Genomic DNA, 21,847 nt, shown 5'->3' with positions numbered 1-21,847 from the left:
AGGAGAAAATGGAAAAATGGTTTAACAAGGTAATGGTGAGCTTTACATCTGCCGTATTCTTGATGGCACTGACAGGGTGGATACAAGTAAACTCCCGGATAGCCGTGCTCGAGGTGCAAGTTCAGAATGACAAAGATCTGTATCAAAGGAACTCGGAGAAAGCGGACAAGCAGATGAACGAGCTTATGAACAAGGTAAATGACATACAGGTGAAGGTTACTGAATTAGCAGTAAAAGTACAGGAGGATAAAAAATGAAAAATGTATCTCTGTGGTGGAAGGTTATTGCGTCCCGGTGGAAAGCAACAACGCCGACATTTTTTAAATGGATTGTAAGGCTTGGTGTCGCTGTTAGCGGTACAGCCGTGGCTATCCATGTGGCATTGGTCAGCGGCGGTGCGGTGGAGCCTGCATGGTGGACGGATATATACCCATATCTCATCGGCGTGCCAGCCGGAATGGCTGCGGTGGCCAAAATGACAAAAGTAACAATAGATAAAAAGGAGGTAAACAATGGAGCTGGTAAGTAAAATAGTTGCGAGAAATCCGGCATACAGGGTCAGCAACTTGTATGTAGACGGAAAGTATTTTTGCGATGTACTTGAAGATACAGACCGAGGATTACGGTCTGATATGACGGAAACGGAAATTGCGAAGATAAAAGTACACGGGATGACGGCAATACCTACGGGAAGATACCCCGTGAGCATCGATATCGTGTCAAATAGATTTTCCAAAAAGCCAATGTACAAGGAGATTGGCGGGAGACTCCCCCGATTGGGTGGTGTCCCAGGGTACGCAGGAGTACTCATTCATGTGGGCAACACTCCCGCAGACACTGAAGGGTGTTTGTTGGTGGGAAAAAACAAAAAGGTCGGCATGGTGGTGGACTCGAAAGAGACATTTTTCAGGCTGTATGATCTCCTGAAAGCGGCTAACGCCCGAAAGGAAAAGATCTATATAACGATAGAATAGTTTAACATATTATTAATAACAAAGGCGTTCTTTGACATTGTGGGACTGGCGTTTTTAATATAGATGTCGTTGCCGTGTAAATGTTAAATCTGTTAATAATGATTTAATCAAAGGCGAAAATGGTTGCATGTTTGAAAATAATGGCTATATTTGCAAACGAATTTAGTTACAGCTAAAAAGTTATGACCTCATTTTCCACGGAAATATTGGAAATTGTAAATAATGAGAACGGTTTCGTTTTCTACAAATTGCTAATAGATGATATATGTCATTTTGACATCTTCGTAGAAAAGCTAAAGAATCTCCCAAGGGACTTGAAAAGTCTTGATTCAATTTATGCATATATGGATATGTTTTCAAAGACATTGCTTCCAAGAAGTAAATTTAGGAGTATTAAGAATGTGGAAAGGAAAGACATCTTTGAGTTCAAGAAAGACAATATCCGCGTTTATGTCATTCTCCAGCAACCAAGCGTATATGTCGTTGCTGGAGGATTCAAGAAAGACCAAAAAAGGGATATTGGCAAATTAGTAAAGCAGATTAGGAATTTTAATACTTAAAGCTATGACACGAGCAGAATTATTGAAATCACCGGATTATTGGAAAGCAAGAATCCAGATCTCGTTGTATAACTGCGCAGAATCCTTTATGAAAAGGACCCGTAGGAACAGAAAGCAGTTAGCGGAGCATCTTGGCGTTTCGAGCGGATATGTTACGCAACTTCTGAACGGCGATTATGACCATAAGCTCAGCAAGCTTACGGAGCTGTCCTTGGCATTCGGCTATGTACCGTCTATAGAGTTCATTCCTATAGAGCAGTATATCGTCAATGAGCAGGGGGTCTGTATTGCAAACCTTCCCATGGCAAGCGAATACCATTTATATAATGAGAAGTTTGGCAATAAGACTTGCTTGCGGGACATGCAGCCTTGGGAGGTAACGACAAATCAGAAAGGGGCTGCGTGATGATACGATTCAGAATGTTCAAGATAAATGTCGAGCAGTTCGCCATATTCGTGGAGGATATGCCGCAGGGGCAAGATGCCTTTTCGCTGGAGACACGGCTTCAGTTCAAGATTTCGGACGAACATAAAATAGCTCCGGTTGCACGATTCTTGTTTGCAAACAAGAATCAGCCTATTCTTGTTATAGAAGTCTGTTGTGAATTTGACATACACCCCGAAGACTGGAAAGCCATGCTCAAAGGCACGGTCGTAACCATTCCAAAGGAAACCCTGTCTTATCTGGCGGCACAGACCGTGGGCGTTGCTCGTGGCGTGCTGTATTGCAAGACGGAGGGCACCCCTTTTTGGGCACTCATCTTACCACCTATCAATGTGGCCTCTATGATAAGTGAAGATATCTCAATGGAGATATTGTAACAGTGAACTTGTAGAAAAATTAGCGGCAGTCCCACATTTGTTGAGATTGCCGCTAATTTTATGCGTATGGACAAAAAATTGAAAGAAAGGATTACGGGACTTGCGTGGGGATTGCTCGTGTGCATGCTTATCTCCATGCTTTCGGGGTGTCGCACGAAGAAAGCCATAACGGAGCGAATGTCGATAGAGAGTGTTGACACGACAAAGACGGAAGCTGACAGCGCGCGCACAATACATTCTGTTGTCGAGAGTACTGAAAAGCTGCAATACACTACGGACTTTGGGATTGTTGAGTTCGCCAACGAGGGAGGAGAACTGATGATAGACCCGGACGGGAACATTAAAGCTCATGGTGTCAAGGCATATAGACGGCGGCGTGCACACCACGAAAGCGAGAAGAAAGAGAGTTCCATTACCAATGACAGTACCCGTGTAAGCAACCGGCAAGCCAATGGAATCCGGAACAAAGTGGATGCTGAAACAACGCACGAGAAAAGGCTCACAAAATGGCAGCAACTGAAGATGGACCTGGGGGGCATCGCCATGGGCTGTCTGGCTGCTGCCATAATCGGTGCGACTGTCTGGCTGCTGCTAAAGGCAAGACGCATCATATAGTTTTCTTCATAGTTTTTCATAGGTTTAGTTTATTTTCTTGCCCCACCCGTCCGTGATGGATAGGCGGGGATTATCGTTAATTTAGTTAACAAACAACGCCAAAAGCGTTAAATCTTGGTTAAAAACAAAAATAATCTACATAATATTTGGTGTATTTGGAAATATTTTATATCTTTGCAGTATAAAACAATAACCATTTAGAAAGGGCGGCAACCTATAAGCGGCACGAGAAAATGAAATTCTTTCACGGCACACACCAAGAGACAGTCAACCCGAGTTACTTGTATTTCTCGAAAAATATTGAAGAAGCCAAGGCTTTTGCGCTTGGGCTTGATGATTGCGGTAACTATTACGACCACAGCTATATATATACTGTAGAGGTTGACATGAACAAAGTAAAGATTGAAGAAGATTTCGACATTTTCGACTGCCTTGCCTATAATGAGACTTTAGAAAAGCCAGTATACAATCCACAGACTGGGTGGTGCATCGTACCGAATCCAGAGTTGACTCTTGTCGAGAGTTACAAAAACGAACTTTGAAATAACCATCTTAACGCTTCGCTATCGGCATGACGGGCAGAAAATATGAAGAATATCACGATATCGAGAGAACAGGTAGTAGAGTTTATCAAGAGCCACATCGGCGATACACCGATGATCGTAACCCTGGGTCAAGGCGGCGCAGGGTATGGCACATACAATTTGGCCGACGAGGACGCTGTCGACTCCTTGCTCGCCGAACTTGAAGAAATGACATACAACGGCACGGTAGAGCCCGCAGAAGACTTCTGTGTGGGCTTTGCGCAGACCCCGGCCGAAGACTTCGATGCCTGCGTAGAGTTTGAAAAACCTGACGGCTTCAAAATGCAAATCATGGTCTGGGACATTTAGTCCCAGCCTCCGTTTAGTTTTTTATGAAGAGTTGATTTATACAAACAAGAAAATGTTTTCAGCCCTCGACATCACGGTCAAGTCAGAATTATGAAGTATTTGGTATTCGTTTGCAATCCTGTTGAAAGTTCTTCGGTTGCCATGTTTGAAGACAAAGCTGATGCCATAGCTTGGTCTGACGGCCAGGTTAAAGGTAAAACCCCTCTTGACGAAAGAGATAACGAATGCGATTATAGAAATACGAATTTTTGGTATGAAGTCTACGATACCTCTACGGCAACAGAGGATGACCCTGTAGGCGATATGGTACACCGTACAGAAAAGGTGTATTATTGATGAGTCGATTTATCCTACAGAAGAGCACCCGCCCGGGATGGTGGGTGCTCACTGATACCAGGAACGGAATCGTGGTTCGCTTTGAGCAGGGCAAGTTCAACGAGACCCAGAAGATAACATGGCTCAATGACGAGCCCGTAAGCGACTACATGCAGATTGCGAGGATCATGAGAGAGATAGGCGAATATATGTACGAAAATCACAAGGAACTGATATGACAGACAAGGAAGAGACAAGAAAACGCATAGGCCGTCGCATTGCCGAGATACGGGCTGCACGAGGTCTTAGCCAGTCCAGGCTTGCGACGCTTACGGGATTAAGGCAGCAGCACATAAGCCGTATTGAGCAGGGGTCCTACTCGGCAGGTCTTGACACGCTGGAGCTGATTGCGGAAGCAGTCGGATATATCGTGGACTTTGTAGAGACTAAGCGGACTGCGCCGACTTCTCCTGTCTTCGTTGACGAACGGCTATAACAGTCCTTTCATCCATACTCATCCAAAATTCCAGCTTTCATCCTCTTTGCATCTGCGAACGAGCCTCGCCATGGGAGACCGAGACCTCGGTCATAGACCGTCTGCCACGGCAGATACCACTTGCGTTTCACCTATACTTCGTAGGAGCATATTCCTGCGGGGACAATTCTTACCTTTGTCATCATTTGCCTCCTTTCTCTGGTAATTGCGGAATCTCCATCCAATGCGTAATGCTTCGTTTGAAAGCGTGATTTCCTTTCCATTCTTTATCACCTAAAATGTTTCCATTAACGTCTCTTGGAATGTACATCGATGTAGTTACAACATTCCCACTGTGTGTTAATGCCAAAATAGGAATATTAATATCCGGCAATTCCTCTTTCACATCATGCCAGGGAGTGGCTGTTGCCCCCTCGTGCAGCCCTGCCTTGTACCATTGTTCCTCCCTGTCAGTTTCAAAGCAGTTAGGCCCGACAGGTGCGCCTTGCCGTATTATTTCTTCTCGTGTCATAATATCTTTATTTTCCCCTCATGTTAATCTTTTGTACATACTCATTTTCTTCTAACAACTCTTTGAAGACACGAGGCTTTTCGATATATTTAAGTCCCATTTTCTTCATAATCTTTTTACAATAAGATACTATCATCATATCTCTATTAGCCCCAACAAAAACGAAATTCCTATTATGTACAGCTCTATTCCTTTTTAGATAAAATTCCATTTCCTCTCGACAGTATCTGTAACTGTCATTTTGTACACCCTCATATCCTTTCGACATTATGAAGTGCCCAATTTCGTCAGCTTCTTCTATAGAGGTGCACATTGTAAATATCTTTCTCATTTTTGTACCTCCTTTCACCATCTCTGGATTATCGTGTGCATTTCCTATAATCGCACACTCATAGCCTAAACTTAACCAATTACCCAAAGAGCGAGTGCCAATAGCCTTACGATCTATTAATTTAAGGCAAAAGGCTGTTTCTTCTTCATTATATACAACCTCTGCAATAAGGCAACCATCCCGGTATGAAAGGCCAATAATATCCCCCTCGTAGATTTCCTTGCCGTTCTTGTCTTTTAGCCCAGTGTACTGTCCAACGGTTTCGGGGCTGACTTTGTAATTTTTCAAACAATCTATAGCCATTGATTCCTCATCGGCAAATAGTATGTGCGTTTTGTCTTTAACGTGCAGTAAGTCTCCATATACCCACTCTCCATTGTCGATTCGTTTTCCCCTAAATTTAATTTCTCGCTTCATGATCATTTAGTTTTTATATGTCGTTCATTTACCAGCCACACTACCATATCAATGCAATTCTCAAAAATGCTGTCTTTTTCACAGCCGTGCACAATCTCTTTCCCGTTCAAGGATTGATAATAAACACCCATGTTGAGGATTGACAAGCCACAACAGGACTTGTCGTCCCGAATGATAGTATCAGGAAGTATCGCAATCAATGCTCCGAGCGACCAAGCGGGATAATCCACTTGTAAATTATCTCCGCTATCACACACTTCAGGAAATGACGAACCTAAAGGATAAAACATATCAGCGGTATCTACCGATATACCTAACTCTTGGAGCTTCTTGCTCTGCTCCATTGTTGTACAAATCTGTTTCATAATTTTATTTTTTATTCACATAATCCATGATAAAGGCTCATGCAACTATATCCTTCCTCCAGCTCGAACATATCAAGCTGGGCGTCGTTGCGGTTCACATATTTGAACACTTCCTGCACTGTTGGATATTGCCCGTTGGAGCAGAAACGTGCAGGAATGTAACCAGGCGAAAAGAACGACGAGCCACACTTCGTTTCATCTTTCATTCTTTGCTCCGCTTTTATTAGGCGTTCAGAAGCCCATTTATCTTTTGAAATAAGTTGGACTTCACGCTTGCGGCACATAATGCACGGAAAACAGCCTACACGTGCAAAGCCACGCTCGTATAGAGGGTTCGGTCGCTGGCCATTGGCGAGGATGTAATCGATGACCTCCTGTGCCGACCATTTGAATATAGGTCGAAGCACACTCGCATCGTGCGTCTTGCACCATTCGAGTACTGCTTTCTTGTGATACAAGCCTTTTACTTCATCGTTGAAATATTCCAGGAAATATGAGCATTCCATGGCGTAGCCTGCTCTCGCCTTACTCTCTCTTGCTCTGATGCCTTGAATGATAATGAAACTCTCATCTTGCGAAAGAATATAATCTATCATCGGTATAACTTTCAGTTCCGAGGTGCAGAACCGTCTCTGCGATGATGGAAAACGCCCTTTTTTGATACTCATGTCTACGAAGTCTTTGTACTTCTTGCTTTTGAGCGTAACGAGTGGTACGCCGAGTTGCTCCACAACACTATGTATGTGGTCGTAGGTTACCGCATGCTCCCAGCCGGTATCGCAAAACACGGCTGTTACTTTATCTTTACCATAATCGTTCACAGCTTTTATGAGGCATGCTTGACTATCCTTGCCTCCGCTAAATTGTACGAGTATCTTCATCTTAGTATCTGAATTTCGTAAAGTGAATAATCGCGAGGGGCTTTGACAGGTCATAGAGTCTGAACCAGTCGCACCAGTCGGCGAGGGAAAGTCCGTCGTTCTTTGCAAGGTGTTTGAAATCAACGGATAATGTTCTTTCGGGATAATCAACCCACGCTGTTAAGCGGTTAGGGAAGCAAAGTTTCTGTATTCCTGCTCCGTCTTTAGCTGTCAGCCGTGCGATTTCGATTTGCTTGCTGTGTCCTGGCTTGCCTGCCCACTGCCTTATTGATAGCACGGCTTTGCCTCCTTGCACTTCCTCAATGCGCTTTTCCCACAGAGGGTAGTTCAAACGAATGGTGTGTATCTTTTCTCCCTTAAGGAATTTTTCTTTGAAATCAGTAGGCATTCCCGCCTTACTATGATTAGCGGGGAAATACCTTGATAATGTGATTACATATGTTTTCATCTTTTTAATATTGAGTTTTAATAAATGCCCGTATGGCCGATAGCGCAGCCTCCGACATTCGCCAGAACTTCTCAGGTTCTTGAAGCGAGGCACAGACGGGCGTAACCTATCTGGCTTAGTGCAGTATTGTTTTTATTGCGTATAAGTTTTCACACTTGCATTCCGTCAGGATATTTCGTTGCTAACGGACGGTAATCGTCTGCCGCTTTCTTACCGCATTTAGGGCATACTTTGTTTGGGATAACTTCGTTATGGAAAAAATCATCATCATATCCGTAACCTTTCTTCGTATATCCGCAATGCTCACACTCATATATCGCTTGAAAATCTCTGCGATACTGTGATATTATTTTCTTAATTTTCATGCTATTCTATACTAATATCTTAATTTGCTTAATGAAACACATCCAAATGGTATGCTGCCCTTTGCCTGATGTGTGTCCGAACAGCGGTTTCCTCCCTATAATCTCGATAATTCTATCTGTCGGTATTTGCTGCTCGTTCCACTTAAACACAAGCGTACCGCTTGGCTTAAGAACTCGCATACACTCGTCAAAGCCCTGTTTAATGTCGTCCTCCCATGTTGGGAATAGCCGACCGTATTTCTTTGCAAGCCATGATGATTTGCCAATGTTTTTCAAATGTGGCGGGTCAAACAACACGATATGGAAACTATCATTATCAAATGGCATATTACGAAAATCGCCAACAACATCAGGATTGACTTCCAATGTACGCCCGTCACATAGTGTCGTTGTTTCTTTGCGAATATCCATAAACAGTGCTTCGGAGTTATGTTTGTCAAACCAACACATACGACTGCCACAACAAGCATCTAATATTCTTTTCATAACCCTAATGCTTGTTTAATACGTTTCTTGTAGTCCTCGTTAGCGAAACGCTTAGCTTCGTCCAATGTGCCGAACATTTTACTAAGTCCAAGTCCATATCCAGCCAGATGGAAACCATCGTCATTATGAAAGATATGAAAAATGGTTATTGGAGTGCGAGCCTCGTCTGCCGTATATGGGTATTCACATTCCCATTTCAACTTTGGCATATTCTCCACCACGCTCTCACGCCCTGCGTTGAAAGCTGCCTTGATATCTTCTTCGGTGAAGACTTTGTTGTCAGAAAAGGACACCTCGTTTCCGCTAAGCCTACCTTGTAATCTTGCTGTAGCGTACTCTTTTGCTAAATCTTTATGTTTCATTGTTTTAATTCTTAAGATATACAAGAAGAGCGTGGCTAAATGCCACGGCTCTCCTTGAGTTGTTTAATGGCTTCCTTTCCGTAAGCCTTCTCCGTGAGGCGAATAAACTCTGCAATAGTATATTCGGCATCAATGTCAAGCCCGTGTTCTCTACAAAAATTCTCACGCCCCATCAGGCAGGAGCCTGTAAGGATATGGTGCCACGAAAATAATTCCCTACCAGAAATGGGCTTGTCATTTTCTGGAAACAAAGTGTTGAATCGTGCAATTCGTTCTTCAAGAGGGGCACGCTCTTCAAATTTCACCCTTGCATCCCTAAAGGCATCATTTAGCGTTTCTCCATGCGCAAAGGAATTGCCACATTTAGCAATATAGCAAGGCGTCATCGTGAGGTCGCCGCCCAATATAAACCCTTTAGCATACTGCCCAACAACTTGAGCTATTATAGTTTGAATGCCGTCTATTGTGTGGACAGCACTCCCGTTTATTGAATTAATATTATCGCCAGAGCCATCGCCAGAGCCAGAGCCAGAGCCAGAGCCAGAGCCATCGCCATAGCCAGAGCCATCGCCATAGCCATAGCCATAGCCAGAGCCATCGCCAGAGCCAGAGCCAGAGCCAGAGCCAGAGCCATAGCCAGAGCCAGAGCCATAGCCACCGCCATAGCCAGAGCCATAGCCAGAGCCAGAGCCAGAGCCAGAGCCAGAGCCATAGCCAGAGCCAGAAGGAAATTCGTCTATGCGCAAAAACGCATTAATCTTATCTATTGCTTCCATTCGTCTACACTTTCGATTGACTTAACAGCATCTTTTGAACACTCGTGTATTTCGATAACAGATGCAACAACAATGCTTTTCTCTGTAATTGTAAAACGACATTCGTTGGGCTTTTTCGTGCCATCTACTGCGAGTTGTGTAATGCTGCACGCTCCAGCCCATTGCCAAAGCCTACGGCAGTTAAGTAACTCTACCGTGTACTTGTCTTCGCATTTTTCGACTTCATTTAATGTTCCGAAAAACACACCTGCTCCGTAAGAGCGTACAATCACTTTCTTTCCGATTAATTTTTTAATTGCTTCCATTGTTTTTAATTAATTTAATATTCTTGTTGCTCTACAAACTCTCCGTCAACCAACTCGTACCAAGTGTCAGCCTTGACGCGTTTCCCGTCAACTTGCTCGGTCTTTACACAGACAGGTTTCCATTTTCCGTCTTCACGGTCTTTCTTCCATTCGGCAAGTGTTATCCAACTCCCCTTTTTTGCTTTCGCAATAGAGTTGTAGCCAGCGGCCATTATAACAGAGTCTTCTCCTGTACTTTCAATCTGGGCATAGTCCCCGCTGGAACCAATCTTGGCAGAGTCCCCGCTGGAACCAATCTTGGCATAGTCCCCGCTGGAACCAATCTTGGCATAGTCCCCGCTGGAACCAATCTTGGCAGAGTCCCCGCTGGAACCAATCTTGGCAGAGTCCCCGCTGGAACCAATCTTGGCAGAGTCCCCGCTGGAACCAATCTTGGCATAGTCCCCGCTGGAACCAATCTTGGCAGAGTCCCCGCTGGAACCAATCTTGGCATAGTCCCCGCTGGAACCAATCTGGGCATAGTCCCCGCTGGAACCAATCTTGGCATAGTCCCCGCTGGAACCAATCTTGGCATAGTCCCCGCTGGAACCAATCTTGGCAGAGTCCCCGCTGGAACCAATCTTGGCAGAGTCCCCGCTGGAACCAATCTTGGCAGAGTCCCCGCTGGAACCAATCTGGGCATAGTCCCCGCCATTATCATTCAGCTTACCTTTGGTCGCCACCTTTCCCGGTAAGGTCGTTTCTTTTAGCCACTCGACACCGAGTTTGATAATATCTGCAAGTTTCAATTCTGCCTTTACCTTAATCTTAGAGGAGCAGACTTTAGTAGAGGTATCTTCTCTGTCCATTTCCCCTGACTGTTCCACCTCTGCAAATCGAGAGTTCAACATGTCATAGTGGTCAAACACTTCCAAAGGACTTTCGCAGGCATGAAAGCCTCGTTCGCAAACTTTGATGTCGCCATCAATTTCATACTCCTTGCCGACTTCATACTGAAATCCGCGACATTTCAAATCTTTGTCAAAGCCCTTATAGGCAATTATTTTCTTTTCTTTTTCCATTGTCATATTGTTTATAAGCTCATAAAACTGAAAATGTGTTTAATAGTCTCTATATTCCACCCGTTGCCGAGCATCTTGTACTGTTGCGTCTCGGAGCACTCCCACTTATACCATTCGGGGATAGTCTGCAAGCGGGCGCACTCGGTGGGCGTCAGGCGGCGGATGCGCATAAAGTCCCGTTCGTTTGCTATTAATGTGGTTCCGTTAGCCTGTACGCCTTTGTGCATTGTCGCCAACATGGCGTGAGCTTTCTCGTCCGCATGTCTGATATTCTTTTCTATATACGACACCATCGGCACATGTCCACCACCCATTCCACCAGCTGCAACAAGCGGCGTGCTTTTGTTTTCGGAGATAGTAGCATGCTTTTGGTTGGAAGAGATACACAATAGATTATTCTGCTCCCATGAACGGGTGCTTAATGTCGGTGATTTGTCCGTATATTCTGCACCTGCATTGAAGCCTCTCGGGCGCTGGTATATGCTTACCAAATCATACATACCTTTACCTCCAACATTCAGTGCACCCATTTTCTCTTGCGGCTCGTGAAATACAGCCCCGAAGCCATTGCCGTTTTCTTTGTTGCGTTCTCTATGTGCAATCAAAGCACTAACAGCTTTGTCGCTTAGGTAATATTTCTCGTCTACTTCCTGTTCGAGAATATCTTTCAATAGCAAACCTCTGTCTTCGGGTTGGGGAATATCGGTATAAATCTCCCCGAACAAGCCTTCCTTACGTGTACGTATATTTGTCCAGTAGATGCGCTTTCTATTCTGTGCTGAAACCAAAGCCGAGTTGATATGCACGCCGTACAGACCGATAGCGTGGCTTAACACTGACTCCCACTTCTTTCCCATTTCCACGTTTTCAAGGAAGAACAAAACATTCGGGTTGTATTTGCGAATGTCGGTCAGAATACGCATATACTCCCAAAACAGATAGCTCTGCCCCTCGAACTCGAAGCTCTGTTCTTTCAATTCGAGATAGCGTTCAAGCGTTAATACCTCCTCGTGTTCGGTAGTAGTCATTCCGTTGCGCCTGCCAGCGAAGCTGAAAGACTGGCAGGGACTTCCGCCGATAAGCAGGTCTATCGGTTCGAGTTTGCTTACATCAACATCTGTAACACTTCCGAGTTGCACCGTGTCGGGAAAGTTGAGCTGTGTCTGCGCTATGGCATGTTTGTCTATCTCGGAAGCGTAATAGATATTAGGCGTGATACCTAACTCTTTCGGGGCTATCCTGCCGCACGACATGCCGTCGAAAAGGCTTAGTACGTTCATCTTGCACTCAAGCTATCAAGTTTCTGTTGGGTTACATACAGTTCATGGCTAACATTATCCCTCTCTGCCCTTGCTTTACCTATCTGTACGGCACACAAGACTATAGAAGAGAGTATTACGGCTAATATGATAGCAAGAGGGTAGCGTTTAATCACTCTTTCGTGAAAGAGTCTTGCAAGCCCCCATGCCCCTAAGCCAAGATGTTTGAAACACCTTAGCAGATATATTCCGCTTAATGCGAAGTGCCCGTATTTGTTTTCTGTAAAATCTATGTTCATTGTTTTTCAAAATAATATCTAATACATTTTTGTGTGTAAATTCTCGCCTGTAAAGGGCTTATGTTATAGATTGGCATGTTAAGCAATCTTTCACAACAAGAGCCGTCTTTTGCTATTTTGCGTACCCTTACTAATGTCCCATCTTCTATTCTTGCATTGCCTTTCTTTCGCTTGCTGGAAAAGATACCTGTTAGGAACGCATGGATTTCCTCGTCGTTTGTCTCTACTACTTTGATTTGTTGACATTCTTTTCTTCGGCAGAAGTCAATAAGGTAGACTGGCTCTGTGTCATCTTTGATTTTCATGGCTTCCGTTCTTTGCCCATTTCTCTATTTCCTCCTTATCAAAAAGAATTTTGTTTCCCGTTGGCTGGTATGACGGGATTTTCTTTAGACTTGCCAACTTGTATAAATAGCCAGCGGAGTAACCTAAATACTCTGCAGCTTCTTTGATGTTCAAAAATTTACTTTCCGTGTTCATTTAATAGTTTATTTATATATTATATGTACCCACACCCAATTCGATTGCAGCCACATAAATGACAGTGTGGGCTATTTTTATATTCGTTGTATGACTTAGCGATTCCTGTCGCCCAATCAGGCTACTCAATGCGTTAAAGGACTGTACGCACTATCGTCATATAACCTATTTGGTCTCTTGTGTAGTCTCGGCATTTCTGCTATACACAACCACCTTTCGGCCTTCTTGACCCAATAAGTCAAATACCTCTTGCAATCATATTGCGATGACAAAAGTACACAAAAGTCTAAACATGTGCAAGAAAATCTAACAAAAATCTATCTGTATTTAGAAAGATTAAGATTGATAATGTAGCCTGTTTGGGGAATAATAATTACTTTTAAAATATTACATCATACCGCAAAACCCTTATAAATCAGTTTATTAATTAACGATAAAGCAGATTGAAAGGTGAGAATTGCACATAATATTTTCGTTAGATATTTGTTAAATATATCTAACAAACAATAGATTTATGGCGAAACACAATAGATGTTTGTTAGATATTTGTATCTTTGCAGCAGTTGATTTCCTCTACATCAACGCTGCCAACAGGACATTCACATTAAAGATAATTGAGGCGGCCAAAGGAATAGAGTAGAGGCTATCCTTTGGCGTAAGACCTCATACTTGTGTATGTATAAGACATTGAACATGCCGGTTAATTTACTTCAAAGACATCGCTTTGATAAGCATGCCATTGAAATGATAGCTTTGGCTGCAATAGTCAAAGCCTTGCACGAGAATTCTACCTTATATTTGAATAATTTGAGTATAAAGGCTTTTGGTGAGTTGTTCTGTGTTTCCTATTACAAAGCGAAGTCTTTACTTGAAATGGCAAAAGAAAGTGAGCTCTTTATCTATAATGAGAAGAAGAACTGTCTTTTTGCAAAACCATTCAAGAGTAAGTTTATCATCACAAGAGGTAAACGAGGTCAATATAAATCAGCCGAAGATTATGTTCGGAAGATTGATGTTGTGTCAGAAGATTCTGTCTTTGTAAATAACAGAGAAAAGATAACGAAAGTATCACTTCGCAAAGTCATTACTCTTTTACGAAGAACATTGCTTCACAATGTTTTCAGTGCCGAAAAACGGAACGAGTTGGTTCAAGAAAATAAATTTTCGTGTAACCGTTCTAAAGCACCGAAATCTATGCGTTGTTTAGCAAAGTCTTTTGGGATGAGCAAGGCTTCTGCAAGCAGATATATAAAAGGAATGGTGGACGACAAGGAAGTAAGCAAGAGTGAAATGGTAGCAGAGTGCGTCATCCCCGTTCTCAACGACACGACCGCAAGCGAATACACAAACAAACCTTATCATAGACATTTCGTTGCTTGGTATAACCCAAAGAGCGGATGTTGGTCTGGATGGGTTAATCTTGGTTGCAAATATACAATCATAGACAACAAAGTAAGTAGGAGCTTCCAGCATGTTATCTACAATCACAAAAAGAGACTATCGCACAAAGTTGAGAAACCTAATCCACTTGCTTATCTTGACAATTTTAATGCTTAATTTATTATGAGAAAGAGTAATTTAGATTTTGAGACGATACTACATAATTCAAGCCTACCTACTGCAGGCGTACATGTTGCATACCCACGCAAGCGTAAGCGCACGAGCAAGAAACTGAAAGTAAAACTCGTCAAAAAGTAACGATTTTCGCAAGAAAAAGAGTGTGCAAAAAACGATATAACTATGAAACAATTAAAAAGAACAGAAAGAGGCTGGGCAGGATATTTCATTTGTTCTGACAGGTGTCTTTTCAGAAGAAACACCTTATTGGAATACGAAAACCAAAAAGTGGTTGTTAGCACAGTTGGAAGACTAATGGTCGAATATTGGGGAAGACTCACCCTTAACACCGTCGGAAATGAACGCTATTACGAAACGATGGCCTTCTATTCTGACCCAAACGATATGGTGTTCCACGATATAGATGTCGAGAGAGAAATATGTCTTGGCTGTGAATGGGAACTCAATGAGATTGATGACATAAAAGCCAATGACATGCACGAAAATGCCGTTGAGTGGGTAAGTAAACAAATGGTAGAACATAAAATTTAATAATTATGGGTTGTGATATACACGGACACGTAGAAACAAGAAGCAGGAATTGTTCTTGGAATCATTCCATGGATTTTGATGGATCGCGAGCATATGAAATGTTTGCGGCGTTGGCAAACGTCCGCAATAATGGAAGTATTAAGGCTTTTGAACCAAAGGGGTTGCCTGATGATATATCTTATAAGACAAAGGAAGACTATGAACTATGGCGATACGATGCACACTCTCACAGCTGGGTTACTCAAGACGAATTAGAAACAGCTATAAAAGAAGCACGAAAACCTCTTGGGTCGTATATTAACGAAGACTACGACGCACTCTTAGCTTATATGAGAGCTTTTAGAAAGGAAGAGGTAAGGTTTGTTTTTTGGTTTGATAATTAATTTATAAACAATATTCAATATGAAACCCTACAGAATTAGACACAAGGCAACGGGACTGTACTATCAGCCTCTTGTGAATGGAAACAACTTGTCAAAGACAGGAAAGGTCTATTTGAACGGGATGGATGTTTTGAATGGAACGGATAACTATATATTTATTTCGTTCAATCCGTCTTCCAAACTTTACAATGATTATAAATCATTTTTCCATGATGGAAGTCGCAATGGTCGACTTTTTACATGCCGATTATTAAAAACAGAATTTGAAAAAGAAGAATTATGACAATATCAGAGTTACAGAAAAGGCTTCAAGAGGCATATGAAAAGTATGGAGATATTGAAGTGTCTATCCAAAATGGAGACTACGGCGGTGAATACTGCGGCTGGCGAGAAGCTGAAAATATAGAAGTCGAGGGAGAATACCCAAATCGAGAGGTGGTGATATTATGATATGAAATGCCATTATGAGAATATTAAGGGCGTTGGGAAGGTGCTTGTTCCCGGGTGTATGGCAGTAGCTGTAAGTAACGATATTGAACGCTGCACCTGTCATAACACGACCTATGAGAGTTTTGAGCGTGAACGCTACAATGCAGAGGCTAAACGCTTGAAATGTATCATTACCAAACTCGAAGAAGAGAATGAGTATTACAGAAAGATTTTAGAAAACAACAAAATTGAAATTCAGTTATGAATGGATTATTTGATATCTCGCCACAAGCCACCCTGAAACCGACAAAATTCTGTCGAACGTGCGCATATCGGGAAAGATGGGAATGCGAGAGTAAAGTGATACAATATTGTGCTAAGCGGAAGAGCAACCGAACTTTCAACGGACTGTTGAAAATAAAAGTTACTAATCCAGCTTGCGAACTTTATAAAGAAGATAAGTTATGAGCAAATTAATTCCACGCAAGATTAAGAAGGCTTGCAAAGGAGCAACTCTCGTTTATAACAAAGAATATGCGCTTACAAAGGTACTGTTCAAGGTTAGGCGCAATACTAAGTGGCAAAGAAAAGCCTTTGCCTACATTGTAAGACAAGAGCAGGTTAAGCTCAAAGTGATAGAAGAAAATACTTGGGCATTATTTCAAGGAACCGTAAAAAGATATAAAAATGAGCAAATCAATTCTACCATCCCTGAAAGAAAAGGACTATAGAAAAATTATTATTCAATTATATGGAAAGGAAGCGTGGCAGGAATACGTGCAACTTATCCGTTTGAAACAGAAGAAATACAACCTAACAAGAAAAGAAATATGGAACGATTTTATTTTACATTTATGATGAGTGATACCAAGTATCACAACTGCTACCACATAGAGGAAGCCGAAAGCTACGAAGAAGCGCGTGATAAGATGGTAGAGAAGTTCGGAACGGGATGGGCTTTCCAGTATAATGAAAGCCTGTGGAAAATATCCGAGGATCAGTACAAAAGACTTTACTGCTGCAACCCTTTTAACCCTGATTGGTTTGAGGGTATGACACAGGCAGATTTGTTTAACCTAAAAGAAATTTAGTATGGAAAACAGAATTGTACAATTAAGCGAGTATGAGTATAACGAACTTCAAGAAAAAGCCGAGTTGAACGATGGAAAAATCCGCGACTTGGCGAAGAAGTATTACCAAGAACATGGTGTGTTCCGAATTGATATTAGAGTCGGATTCCAAGATAAATACAACGGAGATACAGTTTTCTATACCAATGTATTCTCACACGAGAATGGCTTATATAAGAACGACGAATTTGGCCCAATTATTACAGAGAAAGGACGCAGGAAGATAGAAAGGATATTGTCCGATGCTTGTACGGAAACCTTTGAGAGGAAGTTTGGCGATGCGATTGAGTTCAAGAACCGTTATGCAGACGCTTTGAGAAGATTTACTATCACAAGATGTATAGCATATACAATAGCGTTCAGCGGATGGGGAGTTGCGGCAGTATTGCTAATAAACAGCATATTCAAATAATAAGAAAGTTACAAGATTATGGAACTAATAGACATTGTAAACAAGTTGATTGGTAACATAGAGCCTATAGGCGATACTTCCATTGACGAAGAACGCTTTGAGAATCTGAAAGCGTATTGTGAGTTGATAAATGAAATGGTAAAGCGAGTGGACGATGTAGTTTGCAATAACTGGGATAGTTGTCTTGCTTCCGTGAAGAGATCCAATGATTACATCAGCGACTTTCTTACCAACACCTTGAAAATAGAAGGATAGTATGGAAATAACAAAACAGCAGGCAATAGCCGGCTTGAAGAAAATCTTTAATACTCGTTCGTGGGAGAACCGTGAAGATGGCAAGAGCTTTGCCGATAAGGGAGATTTCTTTATTGACAAAAGAGATTGCGAACAGTATGAGGTAATGGCGAAGCTAAAAGAATATTTCAAAGACAAAACAATTAAAGACGGTCAATGTCGTGTGGAAAGTATGACGCTACTATGGACAACATTTCACATTGAAGACCGAGGAAAGGAGTAGATATGGAATACAAAAAGATATTAGATAGAATTCTGCACTATGTAGACCGTAAGGCAAACTTCGGAAACACGGTGTCGGTTGCTAATGTAAAGCGAGCGATTAACTATGCTTATGGTGCAGGTAAACAGACCGTGGTTGAGAATTTACCCAATTTGGAATGGGAAAAGGACAGCGAGAAAAAGTACAAGTCTCGCACACCATTTTTTGATTATGGGATAGATTTTTACAATGATGTTTGGGACGTAAAAATATTGGGTATATTTTCTATTGGCGACAAGTTCTTTGCAACGCTCTATGAAGCGCAGCAAGCCGCTAATAAAGATTACAAGGAACGACTAAAGAAAGCGTTGGGGATATGAATAAAGCAAAACGTAAAAAGATAATATCTCTTCTTGCAGAGGCTTCCTTGAGAGAAATCCTTGCTACTCGTTACCCAGAAACGATTTCGTATGAAGCATGGAAATTATTAAGCGAGAATAATGAAGATAATAAAGAACAGCATCGGTAATGAAGTAAAAGTATTTGCCGAAACATTTGAAAATGAGGCTTACGAGCAGGTTAAGGCATTAGCTGATTTTGAACCGTATCATAATGCCAAAATTCGTATTATGCCCGATTCGCACGCAGGAAAGGGGTGTACGATTGGCACGACTATGACTATCACTGATAAGATTACCCCAAATCTCACGGGGGTAGATATTGGATGTGGCATGTTAGTTGTAGAACTACAAGAGCAAGATGTTGACTTAAAAGAGTTGGATATGGTGATACATAAACACGTGCCATCGGGTTTCAATATCCATCTTATTCCTATACATTCTTTTAGCTTCAAGAATTTAAGATGCGCCGAACACGTTAATTTGGAGCGTGCTATTCTTTCCATTGGCTCTCTCGGCGGTGGTAATCATTTTATAGAAGTGGACAGGAGCGAAGATGGGAGATTGTATCTTGTCATCCATTCAGGTAGTCGTAACCTTGGCGTAGGTGTATGTAACTATTATCAGAATCTTGCTTATGAGAAATTGAACAGCTTGGCTGATAAAAAGAAAGAGTTGATAGCAGTCCTAAAGGCACAAGGTCGTGAAAAGGATATCAACTCCGAATTGCAAAAGTTAAGTCAACCAAAGTTTATAAAAGAACTTGCATATTTAGAGGGCAAGGACTTCGAGGACTACATCAACGATATGGAGATTGTCCAGCGGTTTGCCTCTCTGAACAGAAAGACTATTGCTGAACTGATATTGGGGCAAATGGACTTGCACGCTGTCAGCACGTTTGAGACCATTCACAATTACATTGACACAAAGAATATGATACTTCGCAAGGGTGCTGTAAGTGCACAGAAAGGAGAGAAGTTCATTGTTCCTATCAATATGCGTGATGGCTCTCTGATATGTATTGGAAAGGGTAATGAGGATTGGAATCATTCTGCTCCACATGGAGCTGGACGTTTAATGAGCCGAAGTAAGGCAAAGGAAACTGTATCAATGAATGATTACGAGAAGTCTATGGATGGCATTTATACTACTTCTGTAAATGAAGCTACCATAGACGAAGCTCCACAGGTTTACAAGCCTATCGATGAAATTATGAAAGCGATAGAGCCTACAGCGGATATTGTAGAGATTATCAAGCCTATATATAACTATAAAGCGAACTGACAATGAAAATACTAAAGCGTTTGTTTTGCAAGCACGATTATGTACAAACAACTCCTGATTTAACGGGGTACATTAACAATGAACATGGTACTATTGGCTTTAGGTGCAAGAAATGTGGAAAATTTAAGATGTTATAACAATGAAACGCATAAGAATAAACATACCTATATACACATGGTCTGATTTTAAGCAATGGTTCTGGGATAGAATTGCCTATCCAAGACGAGAGGTGTGTGCCATGTGGTTAGAAATGAATAATAGCAATATAAAATTAGGTATTGAAAACATCATCATAGAAGAGCTAAATCTTGATTTGAATAACGAAGCCGATGTTACAAGACTTAGTGATATTTGTAGAAGGTTTGATTCTCTTCTAAAAGAGGAAACCAACAAGACGATTAATCTGATGTGTAAACATTAATAAAAACGATATGATAGTATTTAATAATCTATTTGAAATATTGGTGTTGGTAATTACAGTAGCAATCTTGTTATCTATAATTGTATTGGTAATATATTGTAATATACCCCATTACCGAATAGTGAAGAAAGAAAATTTAGCGAATGGAGATAAGTTATTTTATCCACAACGCAGATTTTTTATATCATGGAGTAATATGTCTATTTCTAATGGTCTTGCAACATTTGACAATGTTTGTTACAAGTCTTACCGCGAAGCTAAAGAATTTATCTGTAAATACGTATGGAAAACTTTTGATGATTCCATAAGATAAAAAGGAAACCGATTACAAAAACAGAGATATAATGAAAGAAATATATTCGTATATTAGCGATGGCTCTTCTTTGTTTAGTAGAGAAAAATTAACAGATAGAGCAAGGGGCTTTATGTATTTGTGTGAGTGTCCAGAAAGATGCAATTTATATGCACAAGGGATGTGTCTGTTAAGAAACTATGTCCGAAGGTGCAAGTATGGTAAAATAAATTCATGCACAGGACCAACGATGAGGGCTAAATCTTATGGTACTTTTATCAGAGATTTCAAAGCGGAGCATAAGGAAACCCTTAACGTTTCGTTGGGCTGTGTCTCAAAAGTATGTAATATTGTGGACTTGGTGTATTTACCAATACCGTTTCTTCACAATAATAAAGATGCTGATTTTGCCTTACGAGAAGATTTTGGCTTTGGTGGAACGATAGTCATGGTTGAAAAGAGTAAGTTCACAAAAGAGTTTATAGACAAGCATATACTGCAATTCAGACCAAGGACATGGTTTGACAATGCTGTTATAGAGGATTATCTTAAAAAACACCTGCCGGCTTTTATGAATCAGCTGAAGGATTATAATCTACATTTATTCAGGGAAGTCATAGCAATGCGCCCTGAGTACAACGAATTGTATAGTAATGTTTCTAACGTTGGCAGAAAGGCTGATTTAAGAACACTTACGCCAAACAAGGGAACATTTGTAGATTGTCATGGAGCACACTGGTCGTGGGACGGCAAATATCTTGTATCAGAAGACACCAATTGTGCTTTCATGCCAATAGATGCCTCTCAATTCTCACGAATAAAAGTCATGGTAAGGCTTGACAAGCCAGTACCAATTAAGATTACTGATGATGAACAAGTCAATGAGCAAACTGTGTTTTTTGATTAAGATTTATTTGCGAATATGAAGATAGAAGTAGAAAGAAAGTCCTCTTGGCTCGACGTTGTGAATGCTGCAAGATTCACGCAACGTTTGCCACCACTCGACCACGAACCGAGTGATAAGTTTAAGATACAGATTATAAGAGCGGAGCACAGTCCGCTAAGGGAATTGCATTTTGAGGTACGTTTATTCGATATTCCTTATTGGGTAATGGGGCACTTAGTAAGACACGTTCACGCACAGCCGTATGTATCAACAAGCCGACCAGATATAACCAAGTCCGGACTTGATCGCAACGAAATGAAGCAAGGCGAGCCGGTAAACCTTATGCTTTCTCTCAATGCGCAGGAAATCATCAATATTTCTAAGGTCAGACTGTGTATAAATGCTTCTAAGGAAACGAGAAAGATTTGGAATGGAGTAATATCAAAGTTAGCCGATATTGAGCCTATACTTGCAAAGTATTGCGTCCCAAGTTGTTGTTATCGAGGTTTCTGCCCCGAGATAAATTCGTGTCATTATGATAAGAGTAACGAGTTTAGGGTAGAAAGATATAAATATATGTATTAAA

General features: G+C 41.5%; 42 protein-coding genes and 1 pseudogene. 28 read left to right on the top strand and 15 right to left on the bottom strand.

The annotated features are described in order from the left end of the window. The first annotated feature begins 8 nt into the window (after positions 1–8). The 12 genes from C7120_RS08815 to C7120_RS08760 all read left to right on the top strand — a co-directional run bounded on the left by C7120_RS08815 (position 9) and on the right by C7120_RS08760 (position 4,675). Positions 9–257, top strand: coding sequence for a hypothetical protein (locus C7120_RS08815; protein ID WP_107621232.1), 249 nt, complete (start codon positions 9–11; stop codon positions 255–257). After that, positions 254–529 carry a hypothetical protein gene (locus C7120_RS08810; protein WP_107621231.1) on the top strand — a complete coding sequence of 92 codons (276 nt, stop codon included), beginning with the start codon at positions 254–256 and terminating at the stop codon, positions 527–529. Before C7120_RS08815 ends, C7120_RS08810 begins: the two co-directional genes overlap by 4 nt. Beyond that, positions 513–974, top strand: coding sequence for a DUF5675 family protein (locus tag C7120_RS08805; protein WP_107621230.1), 462 nt, complete (start codon positions 513–515; stop codon positions 972–974). The genes C7120_RS08810 and C7120_RS08805 overlap by 17 nt, the downstream gene beginning before the upstream one ends. A 182-nt stretch (positions 975–1,156) precedes the next feature. Next, a complete protein-coding gene (locus C7120_RS08800; protein WP_107621229.1) occupies positions 1,157–1,534 on the top strand; it encodes a hypothetical protein in 378 nt (125 codons plus the stop codon). Positions 1,535–1,622: 88 nt separating this feature from the next. Further along, a complete protein-coding gene (locus C7120_RS08795) occupies positions 1,623–1,940 on the top strand; it encodes a helix-turn-helix transcriptional regulator (protein WP_107621228.1) in 318 nt (105 codons plus the stop codon). After that, positions 1,940–2,356, top strand: a complete 417-nt coding sequence (locus C7120_RS08790) for a hypothetical protein (protein WP_107621227.1) — start codon at positions 1,940–1,942, stop codon at positions 2,354–2,356. Before C7120_RS08795 ends, C7120_RS08790 begins: the two co-directional genes overlap by 1 nt. Before the next feature lie 66 nt (positions 2,357–2,422). Next, complete coding sequence (locus tag C7120_RS08785) at positions 2,423–2,971, top strand: hypothetical protein (RefSeq protein ID WP_107621226.1); 549 nt, start codon at positions 2,423–2,425, stop codon at positions 2,969–2,971. 233 nt (positions 2,972–3,204) lie between these two features. After that, entirely contained in the window at positions 3,205–3,513 is a 309-nt protein-coding gene (locus C7120_RS08780) for a hypothetical protein (RefSeq protein WP_107621225.1), read from the top strand. Between the two features lie 45 nt (positions 3,514–3,558). After that, a complete protein-coding gene (locus C7120_RS08775; RefSeq protein WP_107621224.1) occupies positions 3,559–3,864 on the top strand; it encodes a hypothetical protein in 306 nt (101 codons plus the stop codon). A gap of 90 nt (positions 3,865–3,954) precedes the next feature. Beyond that, positions 3,955–4,200: a hypothetical protein gene (locus C7120_RS08770; RefSeq protein ID WP_146154234.1), complete on the top strand. Its 246-nt coding sequence runs from the start codon at positions 3,955–3,957 to the stop codon at positions 4,198–4,200. After that, positions 4,200–4,418, top strand: a complete 219-nt coding sequence (locus C7120_RS08765; protein WP_107621222.1) for a hypothetical protein — start codon at positions 4,200–4,202, stop codon at positions 4,416–4,418. Before C7120_RS08770 ends, C7120_RS08765 begins: the two co-directional genes overlap by 1 nt. Next, complete coding sequence (locus C7120_RS08760) at positions 4,415–4,675, top strand: helix-turn-helix domain-containing protein (RefSeq protein WP_107621221.1); 261 nt, start codon at positions 4,415–4,417, stop codon at positions 4,673–4,675. The genes C7120_RS08765 and C7120_RS08760 overlap by 4 nt, the downstream gene beginning before the upstream one ends. A gap of 181 nt (positions 4,676–4,856) precedes the next feature. Here the strand turns inward: C7120_RS08760 and C7120_RS08755 are convergent, their stop codons facing one another. The 15 genes and pseudogenes from C7120_RS08755 to C7120_RS08685 all read right to left on the bottom strand — a co-directional run bounded on the left by C7120_RS08755 (position 4,857) and on the right by C7120_RS08685 (position 13,021). After that, on the bottom strand, positions 4,857–5,186 hold the full coding sequence (locus C7120_RS08755; RefSeq protein ID WP_107621220.1) for a DUF551 domain-containing protein: 330 nt from the start codon (positions 5,184–5,186) through the stop codon (positions 4,857–4,859). Between the two features lie 343 nt (positions 5,187–5,529). Continuing rightward, positions 5,530–5,934: pseudogene (locus C7120_RS14360) on the bottom strand (YopX family protein); the annotation flags it as partial. A gap of 2 nt (positions 5,935–5,936) precedes the next feature. Then, positions 5,937–6,299 carry a hypothetical protein gene (locus C7120_RS08740; protein WP_146154233.1) on the bottom strand — a complete coding sequence of 121 codons (363 nt, stop codon included), beginning with the start codon at positions 6,297–6,299 and terminating at the stop codon, positions 5,937–5,939. An 11-nt stretch (positions 6,300–6,310) separates the two neighbouring features. Then, positions 6,311–7,180 carry a phosphoadenosine phosphosulfate reductase family protein gene (locus tag C7120_RS08735; protein ID WP_107621218.1) on the bottom strand — a complete coding sequence of 290 codons (870 nt, stop codon included), beginning with the start codon at positions 7,178–7,180 and terminating at the stop codon, positions 6,311–6,313. Between the two features lies 1 nt (position 7,181). Next, positions 7,182–7,628, bottom strand: coding sequence for a hypothetical protein (locus tag C7120_RS08730; RefSeq protein WP_107621217.1), 447 nt, complete (start codon positions 7,626–7,628; stop codon positions 7,182–7,184). A 149-nt stretch (positions 7,629–7,777) separates the two neighbouring features. After that, positions 7,778–7,993, bottom strand: a complete 216-nt coding sequence (locus C7120_RS08725) for a hypothetical protein (RefSeq protein WP_107621216.1) — start codon at positions 7,991–7,993, stop codon at positions 7,778–7,780. A 6-nt stretch (positions 7,994–7,999) separates the two neighbouring features. Then, positions 8,000–8,479 (bottom strand): class I SAM-dependent methyltransferase, encoded by a 480-nt coding sequence (locus C7120_RS08720; protein ID WP_369916856.1) that lies wholly within the window; start codon positions 8,477–8,479, stop codon positions 8,000–8,002. Next, positions 8,476–8,841: a hypothetical protein gene (locus C7120_RS08715; protein ID WP_107621214.1), complete on the bottom strand. Its 366-nt coding sequence runs from the start codon at positions 8,839–8,841 to the stop codon at positions 8,476–8,478. Before C7120_RS08715 ends, C7120_RS08720 begins: the two co-directional genes overlap by 4 nt. 35 nt (positions 8,842–8,876) lie before the next feature. After that, positions 8,877–9,617 (bottom strand): hypothetical protein, encoded by a 741-nt coding sequence (locus tag C7120_RS13935; RefSeq protein WP_158267363.1) that lies wholly within the window; start codon positions 9,615–9,617, stop codon positions 8,877–8,879. Next, on the bottom strand, positions 9,605–9,922 hold the full coding sequence (locus C7120_RS08705; RefSeq protein ID WP_107621213.1) for a hypothetical protein: 318 nt from the start codon (positions 9,920–9,922) through the stop codon (positions 9,605–9,607). Before C7120_RS08705 ends, C7120_RS13935 begins: the two co-directional genes overlap by 13 nt. 14 nt (positions 9,923–9,936) lie before the next feature. Then, entirely contained in the window at positions 9,937–10,983 is a 1,047-nt protein-coding gene (locus tag C7120_RS08700) for a hypothetical protein (protein WP_107621212.1), read from the bottom strand. An 11-nt stretch (positions 10,984–10,994) separates the two neighbouring features. Beyond that, complete coding sequence (gene dcm / locus C7120_RS08695; protein ID WP_107621211.1) at positions 10,995–12,263, bottom strand: DNA (cytosine-5-)-methyltransferase; 1,269 nt, start codon at positions 12,261–12,263, stop codon at positions 10,995–10,997. Then, positions 12,260–12,541, bottom strand: coding sequence for a hypothetical protein (locus tag C7120_RS14155; RefSeq protein WP_107621210.1), 282 nt, complete (start codon positions 12,539–12,541; stop codon positions 12,260–12,262). Before C7120_RS14155 ends, dcm begins: the two co-directional genes overlap by 4 nt. Next, positions 12,538–12,846, bottom strand: a complete 309-nt coding sequence (locus C7120_RS13790; RefSeq protein WP_146154232.1) for a hypothetical protein — start codon at positions 12,844–12,846, stop codon at positions 12,538–12,540. Before C7120_RS13790 ends, C7120_RS14155 begins: the two co-directional genes overlap by 4 nt. Continuing rightward, complete coding sequence (locus C7120_RS08685; protein WP_107621209.1) at positions 12,830–13,021, bottom strand: helix-turn-helix domain-containing protein; 192 nt, start codon at positions 13,019–13,021, stop codon at positions 12,830–12,832. The genes C7120_RS13790 and C7120_RS08685 overlap by 17 nt, the downstream gene beginning before the upstream one ends. 687 nt (positions 13,022–13,708) lie before the next feature. Here C7120_RS08685 and C7120_RS08680 point away from each other — a divergent pair. The 16 genes from C7120_RS08680 (at position 13,709) to C7120_RS08610 (ending at position 21,846) form a co-directional block, all read left to right on the top strand. After that, positions 13,709–14,578, top strand: a complete 870-nt coding sequence (locus C7120_RS08680) for a hypothetical protein (RefSeq protein ID WP_233247051.1) — start codon at positions 13,709–13,711, stop codon at positions 14,576–14,578. A 183-nt stretch (positions 14,579–14,761) separates the two neighbouring features. Further along, on the top strand, positions 14,762–15,130 hold the full coding sequence (locus C7120_RS08675; RefSeq protein WP_107621207.1) for a hypothetical protein: 369 nt from the start codon (positions 14,762–14,764) through the stop codon (positions 15,128–15,130). A gap of 68 nt (positions 15,131–15,198) precedes the next feature. Next, positions 15,199–15,513: a hypothetical protein gene (locus C7120_RS08670; RefSeq protein ID WP_146154250.1), complete on the top strand. Its 315-nt coding sequence runs from the start codon at positions 15,199–15,201 to the stop codon at positions 15,511–15,513. Between the two features lie 279 nt (positions 15,514–15,792). Beyond that, a complete protein-coding gene (locus tag C7120_RS13930) occupies positions 15,793–15,963 on the top strand; it encodes a hypothetical protein (protein ID WP_158267362.1) in 171 nt (56 codons plus the stop codon). A gap of 58 nt (positions 15,964–16,021) precedes the next feature. After that, on the top strand, positions 16,022–16,207 hold the full coding sequence (locus tag C7120_RS08660; protein WP_233247050.1) for a hypothetical protein: 186 nt from the start codon (positions 16,022–16,024) through the stop codon (positions 16,205–16,207). A 199-nt stretch (positions 16,208–16,406) separates the two neighbouring features. Next, positions 16,407–16,673, top strand: a complete 267-nt coding sequence (locus C7120_RS08655; protein WP_107621203.1) for a hypothetical protein — start codon at positions 16,407–16,409, stop codon at positions 16,671–16,673. Between the two features lie 99 nt (positions 16,674–16,772). After that, on the top strand, positions 16,773–17,033 hold the full coding sequence (locus tag C7120_RS08650; protein ID WP_146154230.1) for a hypothetical protein: 261 nt from the start codon (positions 16,773–16,775) through the stop codon (positions 17,031–17,033). A gap of 1 nt (position 17,034) precedes the next feature. Beyond that, a complete protein-coding gene (locus C7120_RS08645; protein ID WP_107621201.1) occupies positions 17,035–17,484 on the top strand; it encodes a hypothetical protein in 450 nt (149 codons plus the stop codon). 18 nt (positions 17,485–17,502) lie between these two features. Next, a complete protein-coding gene (locus C7120_RS08640; protein WP_107621200.1) occupies positions 17,503–17,739 on the top strand; it encodes a hypothetical protein in 237 nt (78 codons plus the stop codon). Position 17,740: 1 nt separating this feature from the next. Then, a complete protein-coding gene (locus C7120_RS08635) occupies positions 17,741–18,001 on the top strand; it encodes a hypothetical protein (protein ID WP_107621199.1) in 261 nt (86 codons plus the stop codon). A 2-nt stretch (positions 18,002–18,003) separates the two neighbouring features. Then, positions 18,004–18,360 (top strand): hypothetical protein, encoded by a 357-nt coding sequence (locus tag C7120_RS08630; protein ID WP_107621198.1) that lies wholly within the window; start codon positions 18,004–18,006, stop codon positions 18,358–18,360. Further along, positions 18,357–18,509: a hypothetical protein gene (locus C7120_RS13925; protein ID WP_158267361.1), complete on the top strand. Its 153-nt coding sequence runs from the start codon at positions 18,357–18,359 to the stop codon at positions 18,507–18,509. The genes C7120_RS08630 and C7120_RS13925 overlap by 4 nt, the downstream gene beginning before the upstream one ends. Further along, positions 18,481–19,662, top strand: a complete 1,182-nt coding sequence (locus C7120_RS08625) for an RtcB family protein (RefSeq protein WP_107621197.1) — start codon at positions 18,481–18,483, stop codon at positions 19,660–19,662. The genes C7120_RS13925 and C7120_RS08625 overlap by 29 nt, the downstream gene beginning before the upstream one ends. 139 nt (positions 19,663–19,801) lie before the next feature. Continuing rightward, positions 19,802–20,083 carry a hypothetical protein gene (locus C7120_RS13785; protein WP_146154229.1) on the top strand — a complete coding sequence of 94 codons (282 nt, stop codon included), beginning with the start codon at positions 19,802–19,804 and terminating at the stop codon, positions 20,081–20,083. Between the two features lie 344 nt (positions 20,084–20,427). Next, positions 20,428–21,282 carry a hypothetical protein gene (locus C7120_RS08615; RefSeq protein ID WP_146154228.1) on the top strand — a complete coding sequence of 285 codons (855 nt, stop codon included), beginning with the start codon at positions 20,428–20,430 and terminating at the stop codon, positions 21,280–21,282. Positions 21,283–21,297: 15 nt separating this feature from the next. Next, on the top strand, positions 21,298–21,846 hold the full coding sequence (locus C7120_RS08610) for a thymidylate synthase ThyX (RefSeq protein ID WP_107621194.1): 549 nt from the start codon (positions 21,298–21,300) through the stop codon (positions 21,844–21,846). Position 21,847 lies beyond the last annotated feature (1 nt).

The sequence above is a fragment of the Prevotella sp. oral taxon 376 genome (assembly GCF_003043945.1).
Lineage (GTDB): Bacteria > Bacteroidota > Bacteroidia > Bacteroidales > Bacteroidaceae > Prevotella.
Note: the sequence above shows the minus strand (reverse complement) of the source record. Positions and strands in the feature narration are given on the sequence as shown.

Excerpts from the sequence above, each read along its gene's own strand:
- C7120_RS08650 (WP_146154230.1), top strand. The coding sequence starts at position 16,773 with ATGGAACGATTTTATTTTACATTTATGATGAGTGATACCAAGTATCAC.
- C7120_RS08810 (WP_107621231.1), top strand. The coding sequence starts at position 254 with ATGAAAAATGTATCTCTGTGGTGGAAGGTTATTGCGTCCCGGTGGAAA.
- C7120_RS08670 (WP_146154250.1), top strand. The coding sequence starts at position 15,199 with ATGGATTTTGATGGATCGCGAGCATATGAAATGTTTGCGGCGTTGGCA.
- C7120_RS08795 (WP_107621228.1), top strand. The coding sequence starts at position 1,623 with ATGAAAAGGACCCGTAGGAACAGAAAGCAGTTAGCGGAGCATCTTGGC.
- C7120_RS08765 (WP_107621222.1), top strand. The coding sequence starts at position 4,200 with ATGAGTCGATTTATCCTACAGAAGAGCACCCGCCCGGGATGGTGGGTG.
- C7120_RS08685 (WP_107621209.1), bottom strand. The coding sequence starts at position 13,021 with ATGAACACGGAAAGTAAATTTTTGAACATCAAAGAAGCTGCAGAGTAT.
- C7120_RS08730 (WP_107621217.1), bottom strand. The coding sequence starts at position 7,628 with ATGAAAACATATGTAATCACATTATCAAGGTATTTCCCCGCTAATCAT.
- C7120_RS08785 (WP_107621226.1), top strand. The coding sequence starts at position 2,423 with ATGGACAAAAAATTGAAAGAAAGGATTACGGGACTTGCGTGGGGATTG.
- C7120_RS13790 (WP_146154232.1), bottom strand. The coding sequence starts at position 12,846 with ATGAAAATCAAAGATGACACAGAGCCAGTCTACCTTATTGACTTCTGC.
- C7120_RS08760 (WP_107621221.1), top strand. The coding sequence starts at position 4,415 with ATGACAGACAAGGAAGAGACAAGAAAACGCATAGGCCGTCGCATTGCC.
- C7120_RS08755 (WP_107621220.1), bottom strand. The coding sequence starts at position 5,186 with ATGACACGAGAAGAAATAATACGGCAAGGCGCACCTGTCGGGCCTAAC.
- C7120_RS08645 (WP_107621201.1), top strand. The coding sequence starts at position 17,035 with ATGGAAAACAGAATTGTACAATTAAGCGAGTATGAGTATAACGAACTT.
- C7120_RS08735 (WP_107621218.1), bottom strand. The coding sequence starts at position 7,180 with ATGAAGATACTCGTACAATTTAGCGGAGGCAAGGATAGTCAAGCATGC.
- C7120_RS08700 (WP_107621212.1), bottom strand. The coding sequence starts at position 10,983 with ATGGAAAAAGAAAAGAAAATAATTGCCTATAAGGGCTTTGACAAAGAT.
- C7120_RS08775 (WP_107621224.1), top strand. The coding sequence starts at position 3,559 with ATGAAGAATATCACGATATCGAGAGAACAGGTAGTAGAGTTTATCAAG.
- C7120_RS13925 (WP_158267361.1), top strand. The coding sequence starts at position 18,357 with ATGAATAAAGCAAAACGTAAAAAGATAATATCTCTTCTTGCAGAGGCT.
- C7120_RS08635 (WP_107621199.1), top strand. The coding sequence starts at position 17,741 with ATGGAAATAACAAAACAGCAGGCAATAGCCGGCTTGAAGAAAATCTTT.
- C7120_RS13935 (WP_158267363.1), bottom strand. The coding sequence starts at position 9,617 with ATGGAAGCAATAGATAAGATTAATGCGTTTTTGCGCATAGACGAATTT.
- C7120_RS08805 (WP_107621230.1), top strand. The coding sequence starts at position 513 with ATGGAGCTGGTAAGTAAAATAGTTGCGAGAAATCCGGCATACAGGGTC.
- C7120_RS08790 (WP_107621227.1), top strand. The coding sequence starts at position 1,940 with ATGATACGATTCAGAATGTTCAAGATAAATGTCGAGCAGTTCGCCATA.
- C7120_RS08615 (WP_146154228.1), top strand. The coding sequence starts at position 20,428 with ATGAAAGAAATATATTCGTATATTAGCGATGGCTCTTCTTTGTTTAGT.
- C7120_RS08725 (WP_107621216.1), bottom strand. The coding sequence starts at position 7,993 with ATGAAAATTAAGAAAATAATATCACAGTATCGCAGAGATTTTCAAGCG.
- C7120_RS13785 (WP_146154229.1), top strand. The coding sequence starts at position 19,802 with ATGAAACGCATAAGAATAAACATACCTATATACACATGGTCTGATTTT.
- C7120_RS08610 (WP_107621194.1), top strand. The coding sequence starts at position 21,298 with ATGAAGATAGAAGTAGAAAGAAAGTCCTCTTGGCTCGACGTTGTGAAT.
- C7120_RS08800 (WP_107621229.1), top strand. The coding sequence starts at position 1,157 with ATGACCTCATTTTCCACGGAAATATTGGAAATTGTAAATAATGAGAAC.
- C7120_RS08660 (WP_233247050.1), top strand. The coding sequence starts at position 16,022 with ATGGCAGTAGCTGTAAGTAACGATATTGAACGCTGCACCTGTCATAAC.
- C7120_RS08780 (WP_107621225.1), top strand. The coding sequence starts at position 3,205 with ATGAAATTCTTTCACGGCACACACCAAGAGACAGTCAACCCGAGTTAC.
- C7120_RS14155 (WP_107621210.1), bottom strand. The coding sequence starts at position 12,541 with ATGAACATAGATTTTACAGAAAACAAATACGGGCACTTCGCATTAAGC.
- C7120_RS08705 (WP_107621213.1), bottom strand. The coding sequence starts at position 9,922 with ATGGAAGCAATTAAAAAATTAATCGGAAAGAAAGTGATTGTACGCTCT.
- C7120_RS08770 (WP_146154234.1), top strand. The coding sequence starts at position 3,955 with ATGAAGTATTTGGTATTCGTTTGCAATCCTGTTGAAAGTTCTTCGGTT.
- C7120_RS08815 (WP_107621232.1), top strand. The coding sequence starts at position 9 with ATGGAAAAATGGTTTAACAAGGTAATGGTGAGCTTTACATCTGCCGTA.
- C7120_RS08630 (WP_107621198.1), top strand. The coding sequence starts at position 18,004 with ATGGAATACAAAAAGATATTAGATAGAATTCTGCACTATGTAGACCGT.
- C7120_RS08655 (WP_107621203.1), top strand. The coding sequence starts at position 16,407 with ATGAGCAAATTAATTCCACGCAAGATTAAGAAGGCTTGCAAAGGAGCA.
- dcm (WP_107621211.1), bottom strand. The coding sequence starts at position 12,263 with ATGAACGTACTAAGCCTTTTCGACGGCATGTCGTGCGGCAGGATAGCC.
- C7120_RS08675 (WP_107621207.1), top strand. The coding sequence starts at position 14,762 with ATGAAACAATTAAAAAGAACAGAAAGAGGCTGGGCAGGATATTTCATT.
- C7120_RS08625 (WP_107621197.1), top strand. The coding sequence starts at position 18,481 with ATGAAGATAATAAAGAACAGCATCGGTAATGAAGTAAAAGTATTTGCC.
- C7120_RS08715 (WP_107621214.1), bottom strand. The coding sequence starts at position 8,841 with ATGAAACATAAAGATTTAGCAAAAGAGTACGCTACAGCAAGATTACAA.
- C7120_RS08640 (WP_107621200.1), top strand. The coding sequence starts at position 17,503 with ATGGAACTAATAGACATTGTAAACAAGTTGATTGGTAACATAGAGCCT.
- C7120_RS08720 (WP_369916856.1), bottom strand. The coding sequence starts at position 8,479 with ATGAAAAGAATATTAGATGCTTGTTGTGGCAGTCGTATGTGTTGGTTT.
- C7120_RS08740 (WP_146154233.1), bottom strand. The coding sequence starts at position 6,299 with ATGAAACAGATTTGTACAACAATGGAGCAGAGCAAGAAGCTCCAAGAG.
- C7120_RS13930 (WP_158267362.1), top strand. The coding sequence starts at position 15,793 with ATGACAATATCAGAGTTACAGAAAAGGCTTCAAGAGGCATATGAAAAG.